The organism is Actinoplanes sp. NPDC051513 (genome assembly GCF_044454685.1).
Classification (GTDB): Bacteria; Actinomycetota; Actinomycetes; order Mycobacteriales; family Micromonosporaceae; genus Actinoplanes.
Window position 1 is genome coordinate 90022 of record NZ_JBITDW010000001.1, and the last position, 21906, is coordinate 111927.

Genomic DNA, 21906 nt, shown 5'->3' on the forward strand with positions numbered 1-21906 from the left:
CGAAGGGGCGATCGCCCGCGGAGCGAAGCGGAGCCAGCAAGGATGGACGAACCGCCCCGGCACCGGAGAATCGGCGACGAGGCGGCTCGGGTCTGTGCTCTCACGCCCTGGAACAGGTCGATCCGTTCAGCGTGAAAGAGGGCGGGTTGGCGAAACTCCCGGAGTAGGTTCCTTGGAATCCGAAGGACGTGTTGGCGCCCGGCGCGATGCTGCCGTTGTAGGCGAGATTGCGTGCGGTGATCGCGCCGCTCGATCCCGTGAGCGTGGCATTCCACGAACTCGTGATCGCCTGGCCGCCCGGCAGGGTGAAGCCCAAAGTCCAGCCGTTGATCGCGCTGCCGCCGGTGTTCGCCACGGTGACATTGGCGGTGAAGCCCGAGTTCCAGACATTCGTCCCGTAGGTCACGCGGCAGGCCGCGGTTCCGCCGGTCGGCGGGGTGGTGGGCTGGGTGGTGGGCGTCGTGGTGGGCGTTGTCGTCGGGCCGCCGCTGTTGACGGCCGCCGAGAAGTTGGTGACGGCCAGGCCGGCGCCGCCGATCCAGGGCTCGAAACCGGCCTGGATGCTCGTCAGATACCACGAACTGGTGATCGCGCCGCGGTTCTTCACGTCGTTGATGAAATCGAGGACGCTGAAGCTCCAGCTCGTGATCGGGGACGGCGCCACGTACGAGACCACGGCGTTCGACCCGTTGCTGCCCCGCCAGACCTCCCAGCTCCGGCCGCCGATGGTCGCGTTGCCGACCACCGAGCCGATCGGCTGGATGGAGCCCTGCCGGTTGAACCAGATCATGATTTCCTGCTGGTTGACGCCGTCCTTCTTGGGCGACGGGTCCAGCCAGATGTCGTACGCGGCGTCATAGGTGGCGCCCGACACGAACTGGTAGTTGATGCTGCTGGTGGCGCTGGAGATGGCGCTGACCTGCATCGGCAGGTTGGTTCCGGGCGAGCAGTTGGTGTAGTGGCAGCCCAGGTAGACCGCAGGGTAGGAGACCGGGGCGCCGCTGGTGCTTCCGGTGCCCTGCTGGGTCTGGATGGCGAAACCGGTGCTGGTGACGTTGATGCACTGCTGGGCCGAGGTGCCCCAGCGGTTGTTCATCACCACGTACCGGCCGCCGATGGTGGTGCTGCCGTACTGCTCGCAGATCTGCGTGTCGGCCGCCGCTGGTCCGGCGACGGCGAAGGCCGTCACGACCGCTCCGGCCATGAGGCCGAGGGCCGCGAGGGCGCGTATGGCACGTCTCATTGCGATGCTCCTTGAGAGGGGATCCCGCGGGGACGGGGTGGTGGGAGCGCTCCCACGACACGTTACAGGACATTGACGAACCTGAAAAGTGCGTGTCACCGACAACGTCCGAACGAGCCCGCCCGGGTGCCCCCGCGCGCCGAGAGAATTGCGACATGCAGAGCGGCAATTTGCACTGAGAACTGCAGAGAGACAGAATGAAAGCGTATCGACATTCGCGGCGCCACGCCGCGTGCGCATAGTCGTCACTCAAATGACATCGTTGTAGGAGCGGGCACACCATGGCCAAGCAGGTAATAACCCTTCTGACCGACGACATCGACGGCGGAGAGGCCGACCGCACCGTCGAGTTCGGACTCGACGGTGTGAACTACACGATCGACCTCTCCGAGAAGAACGCCGGCAAGTTGCGTAAGGCGCTCGACCCGTTCCTGAACGCGGCCACCCGGGTCGGTCGCAGCAACCTGGTCTCGCCCGCCCGGCGCAGCTCACCGGCCAGCACCGGCCGCGCCAGCCGCGACCAGAATCAGGCGATTCGCGAGTGGGCGAACAAGAACGGATACGAGGTCTCCGAGCGCGGCCGCATCCCGAGCCACATCGTCGAGGCCTACCACAGCAAGCGATAGGTTGATCCCTATCGCCGGATAAACGGCGTCGCCAGTCCCGGCGGCGCCGTTTTCCTCGCAAAGGGAGACAACCATGCGGGTCGTAGTCGTCACCGGAGCGTCTAGCGGAATCGGCCGCGCCACCGCGATCCGGCTCGGTCGCGCCGGATTCACCGTGGTGCTCGCCGCCCGGCGCGCCGATGAGTTGCGAAAGGCCGCCGACCAGATCGGCACGGCCGTGGCGGTGCCCACCGACGTGCGCGACCCCGCGGCGATCGAGGCCCTGGTCGCGCGGGCGCTCGAGGTGAACGGCCGCATCGACGGCCTGGTCAACAACGCCGGGGTCGGCGGCAAGTCCTCGATCCTCGCCGACGACGACGTGGTCACCCAGATGATCGACGTGAATCTGCTGGCCCCGATCCGGCTGATGCGCGCGGTCGTACCGACCATGCTTTCGCAGGGCGCCGGCTCGATCGTGAACATCGGCTCGGTGGCCGGCGAGATCGGCCTCGGCGGCACCTACTCGGCCACGAAGTTCGCGCTGCGCGGCATGACCGACTCGGTGCGCCGCGAGCTCCGGGGCACCGGCATCGGGGTGACGCTGATCGAGCCGGGCTTCATCGACACCGGCTTCAACAACCGGAAGAACCTCCCCGGCCCCGAGATCGTCGCTGCCGCGGTCGAGAGCGCCCTGCGCCGGCCGCGCCGCCGCATGGTGGTCCCGGTGAAATACCGGGCGGCGATCACCGTGGCGAACGGCCTGCCCTTCCTGACCGACCGCCTCTACGCCGGCCGAGCCGCCAAGCGGTAGCCGCCAAGCGGTAGCCGTCAAGCGGTAGCCGTCAAGCCGGGACCGCCTCTTCGGCCCGGTCCCGCTTGGCCAGCATCGTCCACATGGTCTCGGCCAGGTCGGCCGGGTCGACCAGCGGGATCTTCGTGACGTCGATCGGCACCTCGCCCGACACGGCCGCCGCGTGGCCGGCGCTACCGCTGATCATCGCGGCCACGTGCAGGACGCCGGCGAAGACGCCCTGCGGGCCAATCTCGGCGTTCAGCGACAGTGGTCGAGGCCAAGGTGCGGGAGGCGATGGCGCGCGCCGAGGCGGAGGACGACCCGTTCGAGGGGTTCGCGCTGTACGTGACGCTTCTGTGCGAGATGACCGCCGCCGATCTGGCCCTCGGCGACGCGGTGAGCCGGCGCTACGCCGACGCGCAGCGGCTCACCGAGATCTGCGAGGCGCAGCTGGACGGGGTGCGCGGGCTCATCGCGAAGGCCCACGCCGCCGGCCGGTTGCGGGCGGACTTCACCGCCGAGGACCTGCCGTTCCTGCTCTGGACGACGTCGACCGTGGTCCGGGCGACGGCGAACACGGCCCCGGAAGCCTGGCGTCGGGCGCTGGCGTTCACGCTCGACGGGCTACGGCCGGCAGCGGCGAGCCAACCGCTGCCGACCGCGCCGCTCAGCCCCGAACAGGTCCACGAGGTCATGCTCGCGCTCGGCGCGAAAAGGAGCAGATGATCAGGGCAGGTAGTAGTTGGGGTTCGGGAGCTTGAAGGTCTTGTCGGCGTAGCCACCCTTGAGGTCGCTGTACTGGTCGCCGAAGTTGGCCACGATGTCGTACCCGAGCGACTCGATGTGCGCCCGCGTCGCCGACTTGTAGTGGATCGTCGTGCACTTGCCGTCCGGGTCGGTGGCGCACGCTTTCTTCAGGTAATCCGGGTACACGCTCACGTCCGGCTTGGTGAACAGGCCGTCCTCGCCGTCGCGCAGCGTCGTCGGCTTCGGGTATCCGGCGTCCACGCCCACGCCGTCCGCGGTGAGGTTGCCGAGCGTGGCCGGCTCCTGCGAGGTCGGGCGCCCGGTCAGGAAGAAGATCGCGTAGCCCTCGCGCTCGGCCGCCTTCACGGTCGCGACCATGCCGGGCACCGCCGGGAACTTCTGGCCGTTGACGTAGTCGGCGTTGGTCGCCGGGTTGTACGCCCAGTTGCTGAACACCTCGTAGTTCCAGGTGGCGAGCGTCGTGTCGTCGACGTCCAGGACGATCGCCTTGGTGGCGTGCCCCTGCGCCTTGTAGTGGCTCAGGTAGCGACCACCGTCGGCGGCGACCCCCGACGCCTCGCGCGCATAGTTGCCTTCCGACGCGAACTGCCCGGTGCCCAGCGGGTCGCCGTAGTAGTTGCGCAGCTGCTGACGCAGGACGTCGATGTTGGTGACGTCCTTCTCGGAGCGCGGCGTGATCGTCTTGATCGCCGGCTGGGCCGTGCTCGTGGCGGCGGCCCAGCCGACGCCGGCGCCACCCAGGACCGCCGCCGTGATGGCCACGGCGGCCACGGCGGCCCGGCGGGGGCCGCGCAGAGAAATCATGTTCATCGGGCGGACGCTACGCCGCCATCGAACCCCGCGCATATGACATCTGGGCTAGTGCCTCGGTGCCGTCCACCGGGCTCGACCACAGGTAGCCCTGGCCGTACGGGCAGCCCAGGCGGGCCAGCAGGTCGCGGTGGACCGGGGACTCGATGCCCTCGGCGATCACGGTGAGGCCGAGCGTCTGCGCCAGACCGACGATGCCGGTCACCAGAGCCAGCTGCTGCGGACTGTCCACCATGTCGTCGACGAACATCTTGTCGATCTTCACGACGTCGACCGGGCGCCGGTGCAGATAGCCGAGCGACGAATAGCCCGTCCCGAAGTCGTCGATCGCCACCCGTACGCCATGGTCTCGAAGAAGCGCGAGGTCGCGCCAGACCGTTTCGTGATCGCCCGCGAGCAAGGTCTCGGTCAGCTCGATCATCAGTGCCTCCGGCGGCACGCCGGCGTAGTCCAGGGCCTGGAGGATCTCGTCGACGAAGCCGGTCTCGCGGAACTGCCGCACCGAGACGTTGACGCTCATGTAGGGCTGGCGGTCCGGCGGAAGGGCACGGCGCCACTGCGCGACCGTGTGCAGCGCCTGCTGAAGCACCCAGCGGCCGATCGGCACGATCAGCCCGCTCTCCTCGGCGACCGCGATGAACTCGGCCGGCGCCACGATCCCCTTGGTCGGGTGGGACCAGCGGACCAGCGCCTCGAAGCCCACCGGCTCGCCCGAGCCGAGATCCACGATCGGCTGGTACGCGAGCAGGAAGTGACCCTCGTGCACCGCGTGGTCCAGCGCCGATCGCAGCTCGAGCCGCTCGACCATCGCGCCGTGCAGGTGGGCCTGGTAGCGCCGCCACTGGTTCTTGCCGGCGCCCTTGGCCACGTAGAGCGCGAGGTCGGCCTGCCGCAGCAGCGCGTCGGCGCTGTCCGCCTCGGGGGTGGTGGTGATGCCGATGCTGGCCACCGCGTGCAGCGACGTCTCGCCGTCGATCACGATCGGCTGGGCCAGCGCGGCCAGGATGCGGTTGGCGGTCTCCTCCACCGCGCCCGGGTCCTGCACGTTCTCGACGAGCGCGGCGAACTCGTCGCCGCCCAGCCGCGCGGCCGTGTCGTCGGCCCGCAGCGCGCCGGCGATCCGGTCGGCCACCGCGATCAGCAGCGCGTCCCCGACGGCGTGCCCGAGCGTGTCATTGACGATCTTGAAATCGTCCAGGTCGATGAAGAGCACGCCGACCACCGAGCCGTCGCGGGCGCCGCGGGCCAGCGCGTGCTCGAGCCGGTCGTGGAACAGCACGCGGTTGGCGAGCCCGGTCATCGCGTCGTGGAACGCCTGGTGGGTGAGCTCCTGCTCGAGGCGGCGCTGCCGGGTGACGTCCCGCAGCGTGACCACCAGGCCGGCCACGGTCGGCTCATCCGACAAGTCGGACATATGCATTTCGAGCAACATGTCATTCGGCCCACGGAGATCGGCGCCGTCGATCGCCAGAAGATGCAGGTCGTCCGGGTGGATCAAATCGGACAAAACTGCCCCGGTTGGATCGACGCCGAAGACTCGCACCGCCGACGGGCTGGCATAGCGGATGGCGAGATCATCTAGGATGAGAATGACATCAGCTGTGTTTTGCACCAATGTCCGGAAATAGGTCTCGCTGTCGCGGCGCGTGACCTCCTGGCTGAGCTCGATCCGCTCCAGCGCCAGCGCCGCCTGCCCCGCCAGCACCTCGAGCGCCCTCCGCAGCCCCGGCAGCTCCCTGTCCGGCGCGCCCACGTGCAGCACGCCCACCAGCGGCTCGCCGGCCGGCCGGTCCGCCAGCACCATGGGGCAGCGCAGCGTCGTGCTGAATTGGGTGAGCCGCACCGCGACCGACCAGTCCAGGTCGCGGGTCGCGACAATTCCGGCACTTCGCTGCACCGCCGGGCCCTCCTGCGAGACGGCCCGGGCCAGCACCACCCCGTGCGGGGTGTGCGGCGGCAGCAACTGCTCCACCGCCGTACGCACCGCGTCGGCGACCGCGTCCACATCGGCCGCCGACACCAGCGCCGCCGACGCCTGCCGCAGGCCGCGCTCGCGGGCCAGGGCCTGCCGGTGGTTGGCCATCGCGCCGGCCATCCGCAGCAGCACCAGCAGGAACGTGATCGCGCTCAGCACCGCCACCACGGTCGGGCCCACCGCGAGCAGCACGGCCGGCGCGACCAGACCCAGCAGCGCCACCCGCAGGCGGCCACGCTCGCTCGGCGACTCGTCGGCCGGGACGCTCAGGAAGTTCATCGACGAGTGCAGCGCGGCCAGGCCCGCGCCCGCGTAGAAGGCGAGGCGCCCGAGCGCGGCCGTGTCGCCGAGCCCGCCAAGCTCGTACCCCACGTCGGCCAGCAGCATCAGCACGACGCCGCCGCCGAGCAGGCTGCCCGACGCGAGCCGGCGAAGGCTCAGCAGCCGGGTCACCAGGCCGAGACAGAGAAGGTCGCCGAGCGGATAGGCCAGCATCAGCCAGTCCTGGTCGGCCACCCGCGGCCCGAGCACGAACGTCCACGCCATCAGCGCGCCGCCCGCCGTCACGGTGAGAGCGTCCAGCAGCGCCGCCCGGTCCCGTGCGGCGCCCGCCCGGCGCCGCACGAACGTCAGCAGCACCCCCGCGAGCACCGGATAGGCCGCGATGACCAGCGCCGCTCCGACGTGGCCCGGGTAGAGCGCCGAGCCCGCCGTCGACAACGCGACGGCCGCGGCGAGCCAGGCCCACGGCGTACGATCCCCGGCCCGATTGCGCCGCGCACCCCACCAGATCGCCGCGACCGCGGAGAGGCCCGCCGCCAGGCGAATGGCCGGCCGCTCCCCCGGAACCAGGCAGAAGGCGACCGCGAGCGCCGCCATCCACCCGCCGAAGACCCCGACGGCCCAGCGTGGCGGCATCCTGCTCCTCGTTCGTGCGTCGTCTTCGTTCGGACGTCGTCCTCGTTCGTGCGTCGTCCTCGTTCGTGCGTCGTCCTCGTCGCAGATCGGCCCGGCCGTTCGCCAGCTGAGACAATCGGGTCGTGCTCCTCGAGTTCATCCGCGCCAACACCGCCCTGGCCCCCGTGCCCTTCGTCCCCGAGATCTCCCTCTTCCAGGCCGCCGAGCCGATCGAGCTCTGGGAGAAGACCGAGGAGTCAGGAGCCGAACAGCCGCCGCCGTTCTGGGCCTTCGCGTGGGCGGGCGGCCAGGCCCTGGCCCGCCACGTCCTCGACCACCCCGACCTGGTCGCGGCCCGGTCGGTGCTCGACCTCGCGACGGGCTCGGGCCTGGTCGCGGTGGCGGCCGCGGTCGCCGGCGCCACCCCCGTGACCGCGAACGACATCGACCCCTATTCGCTGGCCGCCGCCTCGGCCAACGCCATCGCCAACAACGTCGAGGTCGCGCTCTTCGAGGGCGACGTGCTGGACACGACTCCCGACGCCGCGGTGATCCTGGCCGGCGACGTCTTCTACAGCCGCGAGATGGCGGCCCGCGTGCTGCCTTTCCTGCGCCGCGCGGCGGGCCGCGGCTGCCTGGTTCTGGTGGGCGATCCCGGGCGCGCCTATCTCCCGTCCGAGGGCCTGATCAAGCGGGCTTCGTACGACGTCCCGGTGATCGAGTCACTCGAGAGCGTGCCATTGCGCCACACCACCGTCTGGCAGGTAAACGCACGCTAAGCGGTGGTCGCTCTCTTTCGCGCCGCACCGGCGAGGGGGGTGGTTACGATCCTTTTCCGGTACGAGGAACAGGTCCTTCCACCGAATTCCTGATCGTCCCCGCCGCGCAGAACCGGCCGGTTGCAACCCCGGCCGTAGACCCGCTGCGGCCACGTGGCCATTCGCCGGCATCGGGGTGGTCGCGGCGGGTGGGCCGGTCCCGGCCGCGGCCGGTCACGGCAGGCAGGCCGGTCCCGGCCACGGCCGGTCACGCTGAGCGCGGCCCGTCACGCCCAGCGTGCGGCCGGCCTGGATTGCCATGGCCCGAGCCGCGGGTGGTCGCGCTGAGCGCGGCCCGGTCACGCCCAGCGTGCGGCCCGCAGCGGGTCTACGGCATCGCGTTGCAACCAGCTGGTTCTGCGCGGCGGGAGCGGCCGTGAATGCGGCGGGAACGGGCCGGTCCTCGTACGACTAAAGGTGTTTCTGCAGTAGCTGGCACAGCTCGAAGCCGTCGGCGATGGTCTCGTCGGGGATGGGCCACGGGCCCGCGGGCTCGGCGGCGGTGCGCGGGGAGCGCATGAGGATGGCCATGGCGGCGTCGGCTCGGCGGGCGCACAAGATGTCCCGGCGGCGGCTGTCGCCCACGAACCAGCAGGACTCCGGGGGGACGCCCAGAACATCGGTGGCGTTCCAGATCATTTGGGGGTTGGGCTTGCGGACGCCGGCCTCGTCGCTGTAGATCTGGGCAGCAAAAAAGCCTGATATTTCCGCTTTTTTGAGGAAGTCTCGGTGCGCGGCGCCGGAAAGGGTGTTGCTTACCACGGCCAGCGGGATGTCGGCGTCGCGGGCCGCGCACAGGGCCTCGGGGATGCCGGGGCGCAGCTCCCAATTGTCGTGGTATGCCCAGTCGTAGGAGAGCTTCTTCACCGCGCCCCGCACGGGGACCCGCGCGGCGGGCGGCCAGCCGGGCATGACGAAACGCTCCCACACCTCGGCCTGGGACAGCTCGTCGGGCCAGTCCTCGTCGCGCCAGCGCGCCCACGCCGCGGCGCCGTCGGTGAGCGCGCGCTGGATCTCGCCGGGGGTCAGCGCGCCCCGGGACAGGTTGTAGATGCGCAGGACCAGCGCGGGCGGGGCGGGTCGCTGCGGCGGCGCGTCGGCGAGCACACCGCCGAAGTCGAGGAGCAGGGCGCCGGGACGCATGTCAGCGCGACGTGCCCAGCATCCAGGCGCGGACCCCGCCGACGATGCCCGCCGTGTTCGGCACGACCACCACGTCGTCGCCCATGCGGGCCAGCTGGGTGGGGGTGATCAGGCGGGAGTTGCCGCCGCCCAGGTAGAGCCGGTCCCACAGGAACACCGGACGCAGGCCGTCGACGACGTTGCGCACGCGACGGGACCAGAGGGCATCGCCGAGGCGGCGGCGCTCGTGCTCGCCGATGTACGTGTCGTAGGACATCCCCCAGCGCACCGGGGCCTGCGACATCTCGAGGTGCGGGGCGAGCACGCCGCCGTCGAAGAGGGCGCAGCCCAGGCCCGTGCCGAGGGTGAGCATCAGCTCGCAGCCGGCGCCGGCCACGACGCCGGCGCCGTGCACCTCGGCGTCGTTGAGCACCAGCGTGGGCAGGCCGAACGCCTCGGCGAGCGCGGTACGGGCGTCGAAGCCGCCCCACGCCGCGAGCAGCTCGGGGTCGACCTTGGTGCGCGGGCCGGAGCGGGTCACGTAGTGCGGGGTGGCCACCACCACGCCGTGCCGGAGCATGCCGGGCATGCCGACGGTGACCCGGTCGGCCTGCGGGAGGCGCTCACCGAGCTGTATCAGGGTCTTCACGAACAGGTCGGGCGGCAGCGGGTACGGCGTGGGCACGCGCAGGGGCTGGGCACGCATCGTGCCCGCCTCGTCGAGCACGGAGCCCTTGATGCCACCGCCGCCGCAGTCGATCGTCAGGGTGAATGCCACGCCGCCAGTTTGCATGGAGGTCACCTCCTCGCACAGTAATTGTGACGCCTACGCCTCCTCGGCCGCGGTCTGCAGCGGGCGAAGGCGCACGCGCGTGATGGCCCGGCCCGTCACCTCGACCACCTCCGCCGTGAACTCCGGCAATTCCACCACCTCGCCGGGCCCGGTGGGAATGTGCCCCAGCGCGGCCAGAACCATGCCGGCGACCGTGGTGTAGTCGCCGTCCTCGTGTGCGTGCGACTCGTCGTGCAGGCCGATGTCGGGCAGGTCGTGGATCGGGAACGAGCCGGGCATCAGCAGCGCACCGTCGGCCTCACGGACCACGGCGGCCACATCCCGGTCGGTCTCGTCGTAGATCTCGCCGACGATCTCCTCGACCAGGTCCTCCATCGTGATGATGCCGTCGATCGCGCCGCGCTCGTCGACCACGAGGGCCAACTGGGCGTGCTCGCCGCGCATCTGCCGCAGCGCGTCGCTCACCCGCAGCGTCTCGGGCAGGAACAGCCCGGGGCGGGAGACCGCGTCGACCGGGCCCTCGGCGTCGACCAGGTCGCGCAGGTGCACGACGCCGATCACGTCGTCGAGGCCGGCCGGGCCGACCACGGGCGCGCGGGAGTGGCCGCCGGCGATCAGCGAGCGCAGCGCCTGGTGGGCGGGGGCGCCGGTGGCGAGGGTGAGCACGTCGCGGCGGGGCACGAGGATCTCGCGCAGGATCCGGTCGGCGATCTCGAAGGCGCCGCTGATGATCGTGCGCTGCTCGATCGAGAAGTCCTGCTGGGCGGCGACCATGTCGCGGATCTCCTCGGTGGTGACCTCCTCGCGCTGGGCGGACGGGTCGCCGCCGGCCAGCCGCACCACCACGTTGGTCGACGCGCCGAGCAGCCAGACCGCGGGCCGGGAGATCATCGCGAGGACGTCGAGGGGGCGGGCGACCAGCAGCGCCCAGCCCTCGGTGCGCTGCATCGCGATCCGCTTGGGCGCGAGCTCGCCGATCACCAGGGTCACGAAGGTCAGCGCGATCGTGACGATCACGATGGCGGCCGGTTCGGCGGCGCTGCCGAGGAAGCTCAGCGGGCCGAGCAGCGGCTTCGAGAGCGACACCGCGGCGGCGGCCGACGCCAGGAAGCCGGCCAGCGTGATGCCGATCTGGATGGTGGCCAGGAACCGGTTGGGGTCGCGGGTGAGCCGGGCCAGGGTCTTGCCGCCGCGGGACTGCCGTTCGAGCCGCTGGATCTGGCTGTCCCGCAGCGACACGAGCGCCATCTCGCTTCCGGAGAAGGCGGCGTTCACGAGTACGAGCACCAGGACCAGGGCGATCTCTCCGCCTGTGCCACCCATTTTGTCGTCAGTTCTCCCGGGCCGAAGCGATCACGAGGGCATCAACGTACCCGGAGTGGCACCCGCACACCCGTCAGACCCGGCCGAATCAGAACCGCGCGAACGACCGGATCGGCATCCGCGGGCCGAAGCGCGGGGCCCCGATGCCGCCGTGGGCGAGCAGGTCGCAGACCCGGCCGCGGTGGCCCCGGAACGGCTCGAGCAGCTCGAGCATGCGCTCGTCGGTGCCGCGCGGCTCGCCGGCCAGGCCCCAGGCGACCGTGTTGGGCACGTGGTAGTCGCCGACGCTCACCGCGTCCGGGTCGCCGTAGGCCACGCGTACCACCTCGGCGGCCGTCCATGGGCCGATGCCGGGCAGCGCGGTCAGCCGGCGGGTGGCCTCGGCCGAGTCGGCGCAGCGCTCGATGCGGGCGGCCTCGCGGGCGGCGCGCAGCAGGGCCTGGGTGCGGCGCTGCTCGACGCCGAGCGGATGGAACACCCAGTAGGGCGAGGCCGCCATCGCGGCCGGGTCGGGCGGGAGCAACAGATCCATCGGGCCCGGCGCCGGCTCACCGAATTTCCGGCAGATCTTCCGGTACGCCCGGAACGCCTCGACGCCGGTGACCTTCTGCTCGAGGATCGCGCGCAGCACGCGGTGGAAGACGAGTCCGGTGGCCGGCATCCGCAGGCCGGCGAAGGTGCGGGCCAGCTGATGCACCAGCGGGTGGGTCTTGGCGAGGGGCGGGAAGTCGCTCACGTCGTCGCGGATGCCGGCGATGGCGTCGGCGCGGTCCTCGAGACAGGCGGCGCCGGGCCCGTACGCCGTGGCGACCAGCTCGTCGCCTTCCCGGGAGAGATGCAACGTCCCGGGACCATCGGGCGTGCGGGCCGCCATCCACAGGTCGCCGGCGGTCACGCGCACGCACGGATCGCCGTTCGGCGCCTGCAACGTGGCCAGCGAGGCCCCGAACGCATACCGCTCGGGCGGCGTCAGGCGACGAGTCACCCGGCAACTCTGCCACACGGAAAGGCCGATGGCCCTGACCGCGCTCCCGGTCAGGGCCATCGGGGGGCGACCGGACACCCGAGTGATCCGGGTCGCCTTGGGGAGCTGGCCGCTGAAGTCGTCCGTCAGGGGGAAGGGCGACCAACCGGCGCCAACGGGGGGTCCCGGTCGGAACGGGGCAATGTCGGTTGCCCCGTCCCGCTCGGGTTCGGCTCCGGCTCTGCGACGACGCTCCTCGTCGGTTGTCAGTTGCCTCCGCGGCCGGCGCGAACCTGGATCCGCACGGAGTCGAACGCCGGCGTCTCGTTGGCCCGCTCCATCATCGGAATACGGTGCGAGCCGTCACCGGCCCACGAGGCGCACTGCGCGGTACCCGTGGCCGGCAGGCCCGCCACGTTGATGGTGACCGAGTCGGGGGCCTTGCCACCCTTGCTGTCCTCGGTGGCCACGAAGAACGCGGGAACCGGCGACGGGTCGGGGGCCTCGTTGGTGCTCGGCAGCATGCGGCACGCGGTGTGGAAGTGACCGCGGACGATGCCGTCCTGGAGAACCGAGCTCTCCACGTAGTACCCACCCTGGCCGGCCGCGAGGAACCGGTCACGGATCAGGTTGCGGGTGCTCACCGTGAGCGTGAACGGGGTGTTCACGGTGACGCTGCGCGGCGCCTGCGTGATCAGCAGCGACGAGTTGTTGGCGGCGCTGGAGACCTCACCGAACTCGGTGGTGACGCAGCGGTCGCCCTTCTGGAAGCCGTCGTGCTGCGGCAGGTTGCTGGTGGAGCAGTTGTTGGTCAGGATGCCGAGGCCGGCACCGGGCGGCGGGGTGGTCGCCCCGCCCGAGTTGGTGGGGTCGGGCGCCGGCGCGGTGGTCTCCTGCTGGCCGCCACCGTTGTTGCCGCCGTTGTTGTCGCCACCGCCGTTGTTGCCGGTGTCGCCACCGTTGTTGCCGGTGTCGCCCGAGGCGCTCGGGTCGGCGGCGCTGGGGTCGGCGGCGCTCGGGTCGGCGGCGCTCGGGTCGGCGGCGCTGGGGTCGGCGGCGGGCTCCGTCGTCGCGGCCTCGGTCGGCGCCGTGGTGGCGGCCGTGGTCGGCGCGGTCGTGGCGTTGCCGTTGTTGCCGACGTTGTTCATCACCCAGCGGCGGCAGCGGGCCCGCAGCTCGGCCGTGGTTGCGACGTCACCGGCACCGTCGTCCGCATGCTGCGTGACGACACCGTTCTCCTCGGTCCACGAGCCCTTCCGGGTCTTGGTGGACAGCTTCGTCCCGGCCGGAGCCTGGACGTTGTCACATGCCGACAGCGCCTTCCGTTGCGTCCGGTTGGTCGACGCGCTCGAAATCTGGGTGACGGTCACGATGCCGCCGAACACAACGAGCGTCGAGGCGACCGCGATGATCCGGCGACGGCCGCTGAACCAACCCGAATTCCTGGATGATGCGCGCCGGTACTTGGACCTTCGCATGGGGGGACACCTTTCTCTGTCTCGACCTGGACGGGGTTTCGGGGCTACCTCGCCCGGAAGATGCGCATGGTCGTGATGACGCCGGCCACGAGTGCGGCGGCGAGGACTAGCAGGATCACAGTGGTGTTGACACCGGGAATACCGCCGGTGCTGCTGTGCGCGGCCGCGATCATCTGGCCGTCCACCGGCACCGGTCCGCTGCCGGGGGTAGTAGGAGCGGCCGCCGTCGGCAGCGCGCCGTAGTCGACGATCCCGCTCGACTCCAGCAGCGTCATGTGCGTCATGACGAACTGGTTGGTCTGCTGGGCGAGCTGGCGGACCGAGTCGTTGCGGGTGCTGGCCCGGATCGTCGCGATGGCCGGGAAGATCTTGCCGTGCGCCGCGCGGAGCCGGTCGATGAAGATCTGGTCGAACGTCGTCGCGTTCGCGTTGCGCATCTCGCTGAGCCAGAACTGCTGGTCGGCGTTGGGCTGGCCCGGCAGTTCGATGTTGAGCTTCTTGGCCACGTCGCGGTCGAGCTTGTCCAGCAGGACGTGCTGCGCGGCGATCGACTTGCCGATGTTGACGACCTTGGGGTCGTCCGACTTCTCCTGAGCCATGTTGCCGGCCGGGATCTCCCAGAGCCCGGCCAGCCGAACCTTGATCACGAAGTCACGATCGGCGGGGCTGACCGAGCCGGCGCCCTTGGCGTTGAACGAGTTCTGCGGCACCGGGATACCCGGGACGTTCCCGTCGGCGCGGGCCGGCGAGACCGGCGCCAGCAGGAACGTCAGGACCATTGCCGAAATGCCCACCAACCAGCGCGACGACCGGTGAGAGAAGCGGGCGGCAACCATTTCCAACCTCCGAAATCAGCAGTTTCTTAAATCGCGCTTAACTTGAGGGTTGTTCGCGACCGACCTCGAGTTGCAGCAAGAGCGAGGTAGGCGGCCCGGTCTCCACCGTCGCGAATAACCCTCACTAGTAGCTGTAGTCGCCACCTGAAGAACTGCCGGTGTCGCTGGAATCGGAGCCGGAGTCGTCGGCGGGCGGCGCGACCGGCTTGGAGATCGCGGGAAGGCAGGTCAGGTTCTTGGCGCCGTCCGGCTTGATCACGAACCACTTGCCGGAGACGTTCTGGCCCTTCCACTGGCCGGGCTGCTTGTCACCGATGTAGGTGTAGACCGGCCAGCCCTTGAGCGTCAGCTGCTTCGTGCCGTCGGCGCGGGTGATCGTGCCGATGAGCTTCGAGTCGACGCCCTTGATGGTCGGCTTGCCGTCGTTGGTGAGCGCGGGCGGCCAGATCTTGGCGCAGTCGCCGTTGCAGTTGGTCTTCGCCGGGTTGTTGGAGTCCGAGTCGAAGCGGTAGAGGACGAAGCCGTCCTCGTTCTCGACGACCTGGCCCATGCGCTTCACGGCGGTGCCGGTCAGCTTGTTGGTGACCTGATCGTCGGAGAGCGCGGTGCTCGCGTCCGAGCCGGGAGGCGCGGTGGCGTCCGGGTCGGCCTCGGCAACCGGGTCGCTCGTGGCCGCCGGATCGGCGGTCGCGCCGGGGCTTGCCGCCGTGTTCGAGGCGGGCTCCGCGGCATTGCCGTAGTCGGCGGCGTTGTATCCGGCCGGTGCGCAGCCGGTAACTGCGAACGCCGCGGCGATGGCCGCTCCCACGACCATCAACTTGCGCTTCTCCGGTACCACGTGCCCCTCCAGGGATTCCCGCTTCTGGTGTTTCCGCGCAGTAGTACGGAGGGGCGGGCCGAGTCGGTTGAACAATCGGCCCAATCAATTCCCTTAATTTTGTTTGAAGCACGCAAAGTATCGGCGCATGCACAAAGGGCCCGGCCGATCGGCCGGGCCCTTCATTACTTCAAGATCTTTTTAGGGTACGCGGACCAGCGTGTCCCCGCCGCCGGCGGCGGAGACCTCCTGCACCTGGATGTGCGCGATGTCCTCGCGGGAGGTCGCCGTGATCGCCTGGAGCAGCAGCGGCGACGGGTTGGCGGCCGTGCCCCAGCCCTTGTCCCCCACCTTCCACGACACGAGCGGCTCGGTGGTGCCGTCGGTGTGCACCGCCAGCAGCCGGCACTCGAGCGGACCCGTGATGTTGGAGATGGCGAAGGAGATCTGGGTGCCCCAGTCCTTCTTCTCCAGGGCGGCGTCGAGGTGCACGCCGGTGCGCGGGTCGGTGCCGCTGTACCTCTGGCCGGCCAGGTCGGGGCCACCGATGCCGGGGCCGTCCTGGCTGTTGGGCAGCGGGTCGAGCTGCGAGCTGCCGCGCTGGGCCGTGTTCGAGCTCGACTTCTGATCGGGCGCGAACCACTTGCCACCGGCGAACAGCGCGCCGATCGACAACATCGCGAAGATGACCACGGCCGCGGCCAGCGAGTAGAGCCGGCGGCTGTTGGCCCGGCGTCGCTCGGTGCGGACCTCGCCGAGCATGCTGTGCAGCATGACGCCGTCGCGCTTGGCCTCCTCGGCGGCGATCACGGCGCCCGCGTCGACGTCGGCGAGCAGGTCGGCGACCTGCACGAAGGATTCCAGCTCGAACGCGCACCGCGGGCATTCGATCAGATGGTCCTCGAACCGCGCGGCGTCGTGCTGGTCCAGCACGCCCAGTGCGTACGACGCAACGTCGTAGTGCTCTTCCTGTGTCATCACTCCGTCACCCCCCGCTGCTGCAGCGCGGCACGCAGCGCACGCAGAGCGTAATACACCCGTGACTTGGCGGTACCCAACGGAAGGTTGAGCTTCTCCGCCGCCTCCGGCACCGTCCGGCCCCGGAAGTATGTCTCGATCAGGATCTCCCGGTGCGACTGGGACAGCTCGCGCAGAGCGTCGGAGACGGTCATCGACTGCAGCACGCGGTCGGTGTCGTCCGACATGCTGGGGAAGCTCTCCAGCTCGCGGTCGTAGGTCTCGGCGGGGCGGGCGCTGGCGCTGCGGTGGTCGTCGATCGCGATCCGCCGGGCGACGGTCACGAGCCACGGACGCAGCGACTGCTGGCCCTGCGCGCCGAGCCGGTGCGCGTTGCGCCAGGCACGCAGCAGCGTCTCCTGGACGATGTCCTCGGCGCGCTGCCGGTCGCCGCCGGTCAGGCGCAGCACGAACATCAGCAGGGGGCCGGCGTGCTCCTCGTAGAGCATCTTGACGAGGGTGTCCTCGTGGCTCGGTTCGGTCGCGCCGTGCCGGGGCGCCTGCCGCGGAATCACCGAACCACCGTCATCCGCACGAGGGCCTCCGTCGAGAGACTGCCACCGACCACCACCGAAACGTTGTTGTGTCATCTGGCACACCCCGCCCGGCGCGAGTCGTTCCTCGACCAGCGCATGCATTGATACCTCCGCCCGGAGCCTTCCCCGTCGCCTGAGATACGGCCGGGGAGGCCCGCCGGGATCAACGGCGGTGAGGAAATTTCCGGGACACGGCTGATCAACTGTCCTCCGGTGTCGTGTGGGGGCGTCACGGGGCATATCGGAAGATGATCAAATTCATCCATCTGGACCGATATGCCTACCAGGGCGACCGAATAATACTCAGCCACACGCGTCCCGGGAAATGCCCTGCTGAGCAGGGATGACGCACTGGCGGTGCGGTTATGACCGGTTAGTAGGCGCGCGCTCTCGGAGCGTTCTCATCTCACGATCTGGGAGCGCTCCCACGGGTCTTATGCCCGATTTCGCGCTGTGGCCAGCGTCAAGGCCCGATGGAGCACCCGTGCGTCGCCGAGCATCCCGCGCAGCCGCCGCTCGAGCCCGGCTATCGGCACCAGGTTCTGCGGGGCGCGCGGATCCTTGTACGCCGACGACGCGAACCGCGGCAGCGTGACCCCGGACAACTCGGCCAGCTCGATCGCCTGCTCCGGGGTCAGGTCGGGCGAGCACTCCACCCGCACGATCCCCGACCACGGCGCGCCCGAGCCGCCCGGCAGCCGCAGATACCACGACCAGCCACCCCAGACCGTTCCCAAGTGGAAGACCGGGGTGCGCTGACCCGGCTTCAACGCGGTGACCACGGCGGTCAGCGCGGCCGGGAGGTACTGCTTCTGCTGGGTTTTCACGTAGCCGATCGTGCGCGGCAACTGCCGCCGGTTGCGCAGCGGACCGTCCACGACCAGCAGGTCCTCGCCGTCGCCGTCCCTCGCCATCGACGAGATCTCGATCTCGAGCGCGGTCAGTGAGGGCTGCACCGCGGCCGGCAGCTTGCTGGCCTCGCCGGTGCCCGAGACCCGGTGCACCTCGTAGCGGACCGAACCGGCCTGCACGTCACCCGCGGACGGGCTGGCGGTGAACAGTCCACGACCGACCTGGGCGCTTACCAGCTCGGCCGCGCCCCGGCCCAGGTCGCAGCGCACCACGCCGGCCGCGAAGGAGGCCGCCAGCCCGGCGTAGGAGGTGCCGTCCTCCTCGGCGGTCCACAGGCCGGCGTCGTTGCGGCGCACACCGTCCACGAGGAACACCACGCCGGGCGGGTTCCGGCCGCGGGCGACGTCGATCGGCGCCCACTCGGCGGCCGGCACCTCCACGTCGGTGTCGACCTGGGCGCTCGACTGCGATGCGGGGCCGTCGTCGCCCCCGCCCTCGAACGACGAGCCGTAGGACGGGTCCCACGTGTCGACGTACATCTTCGTCACAGGCCCACCCTCTCGACGTGCGCCGACCGCGCGTCCTTGGTCACCTCGAAGCGCACCGGAACCCGCTCGGCGAGCGCGTTGACGTGGGTGACCACGCCGACCATCCGGTCGCCGCGGGCCGCGAGGTTCTCCAGGGTCGCGGCGACCACGTCGAGGGTGGCGGCGTCGAGCGTGCCGAAGCCCTCGTCCAGCACGATCGACTCGAGGCTCGCGGCGGTCGTGGACATGCCGGCCAGCTGCTCGGAGAGGGCCAGCGCGAGCGCGAGCGACGCCTGGAAGGTCTCGCCGCCCGACAGCGTGCGCACCCCGCGCCGCAGTCCGGCGTCGTGGTGGTCGATCACGGAGAACTCGCCCTTTTCGTGGATCAGGTCGTACTGCCCGCCGGTCAGCTCGCGCAGGATCCGCGACGCGCCGTCGACCAGCAGGTCGAGCGCCTCCTCGAGCAGCCAGCGCTCGAAGTTGTTGGCCCGCAGGTGCCCGGCCAGCGCCTTGGCGACCCGGCCGTCGCGCTGCAGCGTCATCCGCTGCCCGGTGAGGCCACGGGCCCGGTCGCGCAGGTCGGCGATCTTGCGCCAGTCACCCTCGGCCGTCGTCGCGGCGACCGCGGCCGCCCGGATCAGATCGGACTCGCCGCTGCCCTCGCGGGCACGCGGCGGCGGGGTCACCCCGGCCGCGGTGAACAGCGCGGCGACGGTCGCGTACGCGTGCACGGTCGCCTCGTGGGTGGCGGCGACCGCGGCCTGGGCCTGCTCGCGGGCCGCGGCCCGGCTGCGGTGCTCGCCCCGCGCCCAGTCGACCAGCGTGGCCCACGCGGCCGCGAGGTCGTCGCGCTCGGCCGGCGGCGGCGCGAAGCGGGCCACCAGATCGCGCGCTCCGTCGAACGTGCGCCACGCCGTACGCTCCCGCTCCTCGGCCTGGTGGGCCGCGGCCTGCGCCCGGCGCTGGGCCTCGCGGGCCGTGCGCACCGCGACGCCGGCCTGGTCGAGCTTGCGCTGCAGTGTGCCGATCTCGGCGAGCTGGCGTTCCAGCGCGGGCACGCCGGGCGAGCCGGCCACCACGCCGCGCACCTCGGCCAGCCGGGACAGGTGATGCTCGTGCTGGGCGCGCTTGCGCTCGAGATTGCCCTCCAGCTTGCGGGCCACCGCGTCGCGCTGTTTCCAGCCCGACTCGGCGACCTCGGCGGCGGCGCGGGCGGCCTTGCCGGTGGCCTCGGCCTCGCGGACCGCCGAGCCCTCGGGCATGGGCGGCACCGTGGTGACGGTCTGCTCGCAGACCGGGCAGTGGTCGCCCGCGGCCAGGTGGGCACGCAGCGCGGCGGCCTTGTCGATCCGCTGCGCCTCGGTGTAATCGAGCCGAGCCTGTTCGAGCAGCTGGGTGGCGCCCAGGTGGGCGCTGTGCGCGAGCTCGGCCCCGGCCTGCGCGTCCTTGAACTCGACCTCGGCGACCTGCACCTCGCCGGCGAACCATTCCTCCTGCCCGAGCAGCCGCTCGAGCTCGGCGTGCCGGTCGAGCGCCAGCTTGAGCGAGCCCGCGTCGCCGGCCGCGGCCAGCTCGCCGCGCACCTTCTCCTCGCGCTCCTCGGCGGTGCGCACTTCGTCGGCGGCCTCGGTGGCGCTCACCCTGGCTGCCGCGGTCGCGCCGGCGATCTCCGAGATCCCTTCGGGCGTACGGACACTGCCCAGCGCCCGCAGCTCCGCGTCGAGCGCGTCCCGCGCGGCGGCGGCCTCGGCCTCGGCGGCCCGGGCAGCGCGCAGCCCCGGCATCGATTCCTCGACGGCGGCGGTCAGCTCGCGCATGCGGGTCAGGTGGCGCTCGGCGGTCTCGACGGCCTCGTCGGTCGCGTCGGCCAGCCCGGCCAGCTGCTGGTCGATCACGCTGAGCTTGTCGGTGGCGGTGCGCTCCCGGGCGACCGCCCGCTGTTGCACGTCCTCGTAGACGCGCAGTCCCAGCAGGTTGATCAGGATCTGCTGACGGACGGCCGGTTTGGCGTGCAGGAAGTCGGCGAACTGGCCCTGCGGCAGCACCACGCAGCTGGTGAACTGCTCGTACGGCAGGCCGACCGCGCCGAGGACCGCCTCGTCCATCTCGGCGGGGGTGCCGGCCAGCACCTCGCCCAGGTCGTCGAGGTCCATGCCGGTGTCGAGCTTGGTCACGTCGAAGCCCGGCGGCATGAGCTGCAGGCCGGCGCCGGCGGTCTTGACGTTGCCCCGGCCGTCGCGGCGCACCACCCGGGTCGCGACGAAGCGGTCGCCGGCCGACTCGAAGACCAGCCGCACCTTGGCCTCGACGGCCGAGGGCGCGAGGGCGTTCGCGATGCCGCGGGCGCCGCCCCAGCGCGGGACCGTGCCGTAGAGCGCGAAGGTGATCGCGTCGAGCACCGTCGACTTGCCCGAGCCGGTCGGCCCGACCAGCGCGAAGTAGTCGGCGTCGGTGAAGTCGACCATCGTGTCGTCGCGGAAGACGGTGAACCCCGACATGTCCAGCCTGATCGGCCTCATGATCCGGCCTCGCTCCGGTCGGACGGGCCGCCGAGCCGCCCGCGGTCGTGTCGCTCGTTCATTGCGCGCTGCTCACCTCGTCGTACAGCTCGTCGAAGAGCTCGCGGACGCCGTCCTCGGCGTTGCCGCGACTGTCCAGGTAGTCGCCGAAGAGCTCGCGCGGCGACCGGCCGGCCCGCTGCCCCATCCGCTCACCCGCCCTGTTCGGCATCATTTCGGGGTCGATCCGCACCTCGAGCGCGTTGGGCAGCAGCTCCTGCACGTCTTCGCGCAGGCCGACCCGGGGCGTCTCGCGCACCAGGACACGCAGCCACGCGTCCGGAAGGTTCACCTTTGTGAGCTGTTCGAGCGTGCCGTGGACGGTGCGCAGGGCCCGCGCCGAGGAGATCGGCACGTCCCGCACCCGGGCCGCCTTGTCGGTGGCCACGTCGACGATCGCGACCGACGGGACGTTCTCTTCCTCCCCGAAGTCGATCGCCAAGGGACTTCCCGAATAGCGCGCCGGGCAGGGGCTGATCACCTGCTGGGCGCGGTGCAGGTGGCCGAGGGCGACGTAGTGCGCGTTCTTCGGGAAGACCGTGGCCGGCACCGCGTACCCCATGATGGTGTGCGCCTCGCGCTCGCCGCCGCCGGCCGAGGCCCCGACGATCGTGAGGTGCGCGGTGAGCAGGTTGATCACGTTTGGCTCGGCGAAGGGCTCGCTGAGCTTGTCGATCAACCGGGCGATGTGGTCGGCGTAGGTCTGGTTCGCCTCCGCGCCGGACAACTCGTACATTTCGGTGGCCCGGATCGCGTACCGCTGGGACAGGAACGGGACGGCGACCAGCTGCCACCGCTCGCCGTCGGCCGTCTCGCCCGAGATGCGCAACTCATCGGGGTTCTGTCCCACCGATCCGCGCAGGATGATGCCGGCCGCCTCGGCCCACGGGCGCAGCGCATCCAGGGCCGGGCCGTTGTCGTGGTTGCCGCCGATCGCCACCACCTGGGCGCCGGTGCGCCGCAGCGCCGAGAGCGCCCGGGTCACCACCCGGGTCGCGTCGGCCGTCGGCGCCGCGGTGTCGTAGAGATCACCGGCGACGATCACCAGGTCGGGCCGCTCGGCCTGGGCGATCTCGACGACCTGGCCGAGCACGCGGATGTGTTCCTCGTGCCGGGTGCGGCCCTTGAGGACCTTCCCGACGTGCCAGTCGGAAGTGTGCAGGATGCGCATCGC

At 71.0% G+C, this 21906-nt stretch carries 20 protein-coding genes; 4 read left to right on the forward strand and 16 right to left on the reverse strand.

The genetic code is table 11. The features are described from left to right. Window positions 1-100: 100 nt before the first annotated feature. Entirely contained in the window at window positions 101-1243 is a 1143-nt protein-coding gene (locus tag ACIA5D_RS00435; protein ID WP_396027666.1) for a cellulose binding domain-containing protein, read from the reverse strand. A gap of 281 nt (window positions 1244-1524) precedes the next feature. On the opposite strand from ACIA5D_RS00435, the gene ACIA5D_RS00440 reads away from it, so the two are divergent. Next, window positions 1525-1869: an Lsr2 family protein gene (locus ACIA5D_RS00440; RefSeq protein ID WP_396027667.1), complete on the forward strand. Its 345-nt coding sequence runs from the start codon at window positions 1525-1527 to the stop codon at window positions 1867-1869. 73 nt (window positions 1870-1942) lie between these two features. After that, window positions 1943-2659, forward strand: a complete 717-nt coding sequence (locus tag ACIA5D_RS00445; protein ID WP_396027668.1) for an SDR family NAD(P)-dependent oxidoreductase — start codon at window positions 1943-1945, stop codon at window positions 2657-2659. Between the two features lie 31 nt (window positions 2660-2690). Here ACIA5D_RS00445 and ACIA5D_RS00450 read toward each other — a convergent pair whose 3' ends face one another. After that, a complete protein-coding gene (locus ACIA5D_RS00450; RefSeq protein WP_396027669.1) occupies window positions 2691-2846 on the reverse strand; it encodes a hypothetical protein in 156 nt (51 codons plus the stop codon). Between the two features lie 89 nt (window positions 2847-2935). Here ACIA5D_RS00450 and ACIA5D_RS00455 point away from each other — a divergent pair, with 89 nt between their 5' ends. Then, entirely contained in the window at window positions 2936-3367 is a 432-nt protein-coding gene (locus tag ACIA5D_RS00455; protein WP_396027670.1) for a hypothetical protein, read from the forward strand. On the opposite strand, the gene ACIA5D_RS00460 is transcribed toward ACIA5D_RS00455, so the two are convergent. Together ACIA5D_RS00460 and ACIA5D_RS00465 are read right to left on the reverse strand one after the other, a co-directional pair. Further along, window positions 3368-4219: an HAD family acid phosphatase gene (locus ACIA5D_RS00460; protein WP_396027671.1), complete on the reverse strand. Its 852-nt coding sequence runs from the start codon at window positions 4217-4219 to the stop codon at window positions 3368-3370. Window positions 4220-4229: 10 nt separating this feature from the next. Then, on the reverse strand, window positions 4230-7112 hold the full coding sequence (locus tag ACIA5D_RS00465; protein ID WP_396027672.1) for a putative bifunctional diguanylate cyclase/phosphodiesterase: 2883 nt from the start codon (window positions 7110-7112) through the stop codon (window positions 4230-4232). 122 nt (window positions 7113-7234) lie between these two features. On the opposite strand from ACIA5D_RS00465, the gene ACIA5D_RS00470 reads away from it, so the two are divergent. After that, window positions 7235-7870, forward strand: coding sequence for a class I SAM-dependent methyltransferase (locus tag ACIA5D_RS00470; RefSeq protein WP_396027673.1), 636 nt, complete (start codon window positions 7235-7237; stop codon window positions 7868-7870). A 450-nt stretch (window positions 7871-8320) separates the two neighbouring features. On the opposite strand, the gene ACIA5D_RS00475 is transcribed toward ACIA5D_RS00470, so the two are convergent. From ACIA5D_RS00475 to ACIA5D_RS00530, 12 genes are all read right to left on the reverse strand, one after another. After that, window positions 8321-9052 carry an HAD family hydrolase gene (locus ACIA5D_RS00475; RefSeq protein ID WP_396027674.1) on the reverse strand — a complete coding sequence of 244 codons (732 nt, stop codon included), beginning with the start codon at window positions 9050-9052 and terminating at the stop codon, window positions 8321-8323. 1 nt (window position 9053) lies between these two features. Next, entirely contained in the window at window positions 9054-9809 is a 756-nt protein-coding gene (locus ACIA5D_RS00480) for an ROK family protein (protein WP_396027675.1), read from the reverse strand. A 48-nt stretch (window positions 9810-9857) separates the two neighbouring features. Further along, window positions 9858-11147 carry a hemolysin family protein gene (locus ACIA5D_RS00485; protein WP_396027676.1) on the reverse strand — a complete coding sequence of 430 codons (1290 nt, stop codon included), beginning with the start codon at window positions 11145-11147 and terminating at the stop codon, window positions 9858-9860. Window positions 11148-11235: 88 nt separating this feature from the next. Continuing rightward, complete coding sequence (locus ACIA5D_RS00490; RefSeq protein ID WP_396027677.1) at window positions 11236-12132, reverse strand: DNA-3-methyladenine glycosylase family protein; 897 nt, start codon at window positions 12130-12132, stop codon at window positions 11236-11238. A 245-nt stretch (window positions 12133-12377) separates the two neighbouring features. Continuing rightward, window positions 12378-13589, reverse strand: a complete 1212-nt coding sequence (locus ACIA5D_RS00495) for a Pecanex-like protein 1 (RefSeq protein ID WP_396027678.1) — start codon at window positions 13587-13589, stop codon at window positions 12378-12380. 44 nt (window positions 13590-13633) lie between these two features. Beyond that, on the reverse strand, window positions 13634-14368 hold the full coding sequence (locus tag ACIA5D_RS00500) for a DUF4142 domain-containing protein (RefSeq protein ID WP_396027679.1): 735 nt from the start codon (window positions 14366-14368) through the stop codon (window positions 13634-13636). A gap of 181 nt (window positions 14369-14549) precedes the next feature. Beyond that, the gene (locus ACIA5D_RS00505; RefSeq protein WP_396027680.1) at window positions 14550-15263 is read right to left on the reverse strand and encodes a hypothetical protein; all 714 of its coding nucleotides are present in this window, start codon (window positions 15261-15263) and stop codon (window positions 14550-14552) included. A 180-nt stretch (window positions 15264-15443) separates the two neighbouring features. Next, window positions 15444-16220: a zf-HC2 domain-containing protein gene (locus ACIA5D_RS00510; protein WP_396027681.1), complete on the reverse strand. Its 777-nt coding sequence runs from the start codon at window positions 16218-16220 to the stop codon at window positions 15444-15446. Beyond that, on the reverse strand, window positions 16220-16897 hold the full coding sequence (locus ACIA5D_RS00515) for a sigma-70 family RNA polymerase sigma factor (RefSeq protein WP_396027682.1): 678 nt from the start codon (window positions 16895-16897) through the stop codon (window positions 16220-16222). The genes ACIA5D_RS00510 and ACIA5D_RS00515 overlap by 1 nt, the downstream gene beginning before the upstream one ends. 332 nt (window positions 16898-17229) lie before the next feature. Further along, on the reverse strand, window positions 17230-18195 hold the full coding sequence (locus ACIA5D_RS00520) for a hypothetical protein (protein ID WP_396027683.1): 966 nt from the start codon (window positions 18193-18195) through the stop codon (window positions 17230-17232). Then, window positions 18192-20693 carry an AAA family ATPase gene (locus ACIA5D_RS00525; protein WP_396027684.1) on the reverse strand — a complete coding sequence of 834 codons (2502 nt, stop codon included), beginning with the start codon at window positions 20691-20693 and terminating at the stop codon, window positions 18192-18194. Before ACIA5D_RS00525 ends, ACIA5D_RS00520 begins: the two co-directional genes overlap by 4 nt. A 58-nt stretch (window positions 20694-20751) precedes the next feature. Beyond that, window positions 20752-21903: an exonuclease SbcCD subunit D gene (locus ACIA5D_RS00530; protein ID WP_396027685.1), complete on the reverse strand. Its 1152-nt coding sequence runs from the start codon at window positions 21901-21903 to the stop codon at window positions 20752-20754. Between the last annotated feature and the right edge of the window lie 3 nt (window positions 21904-21906).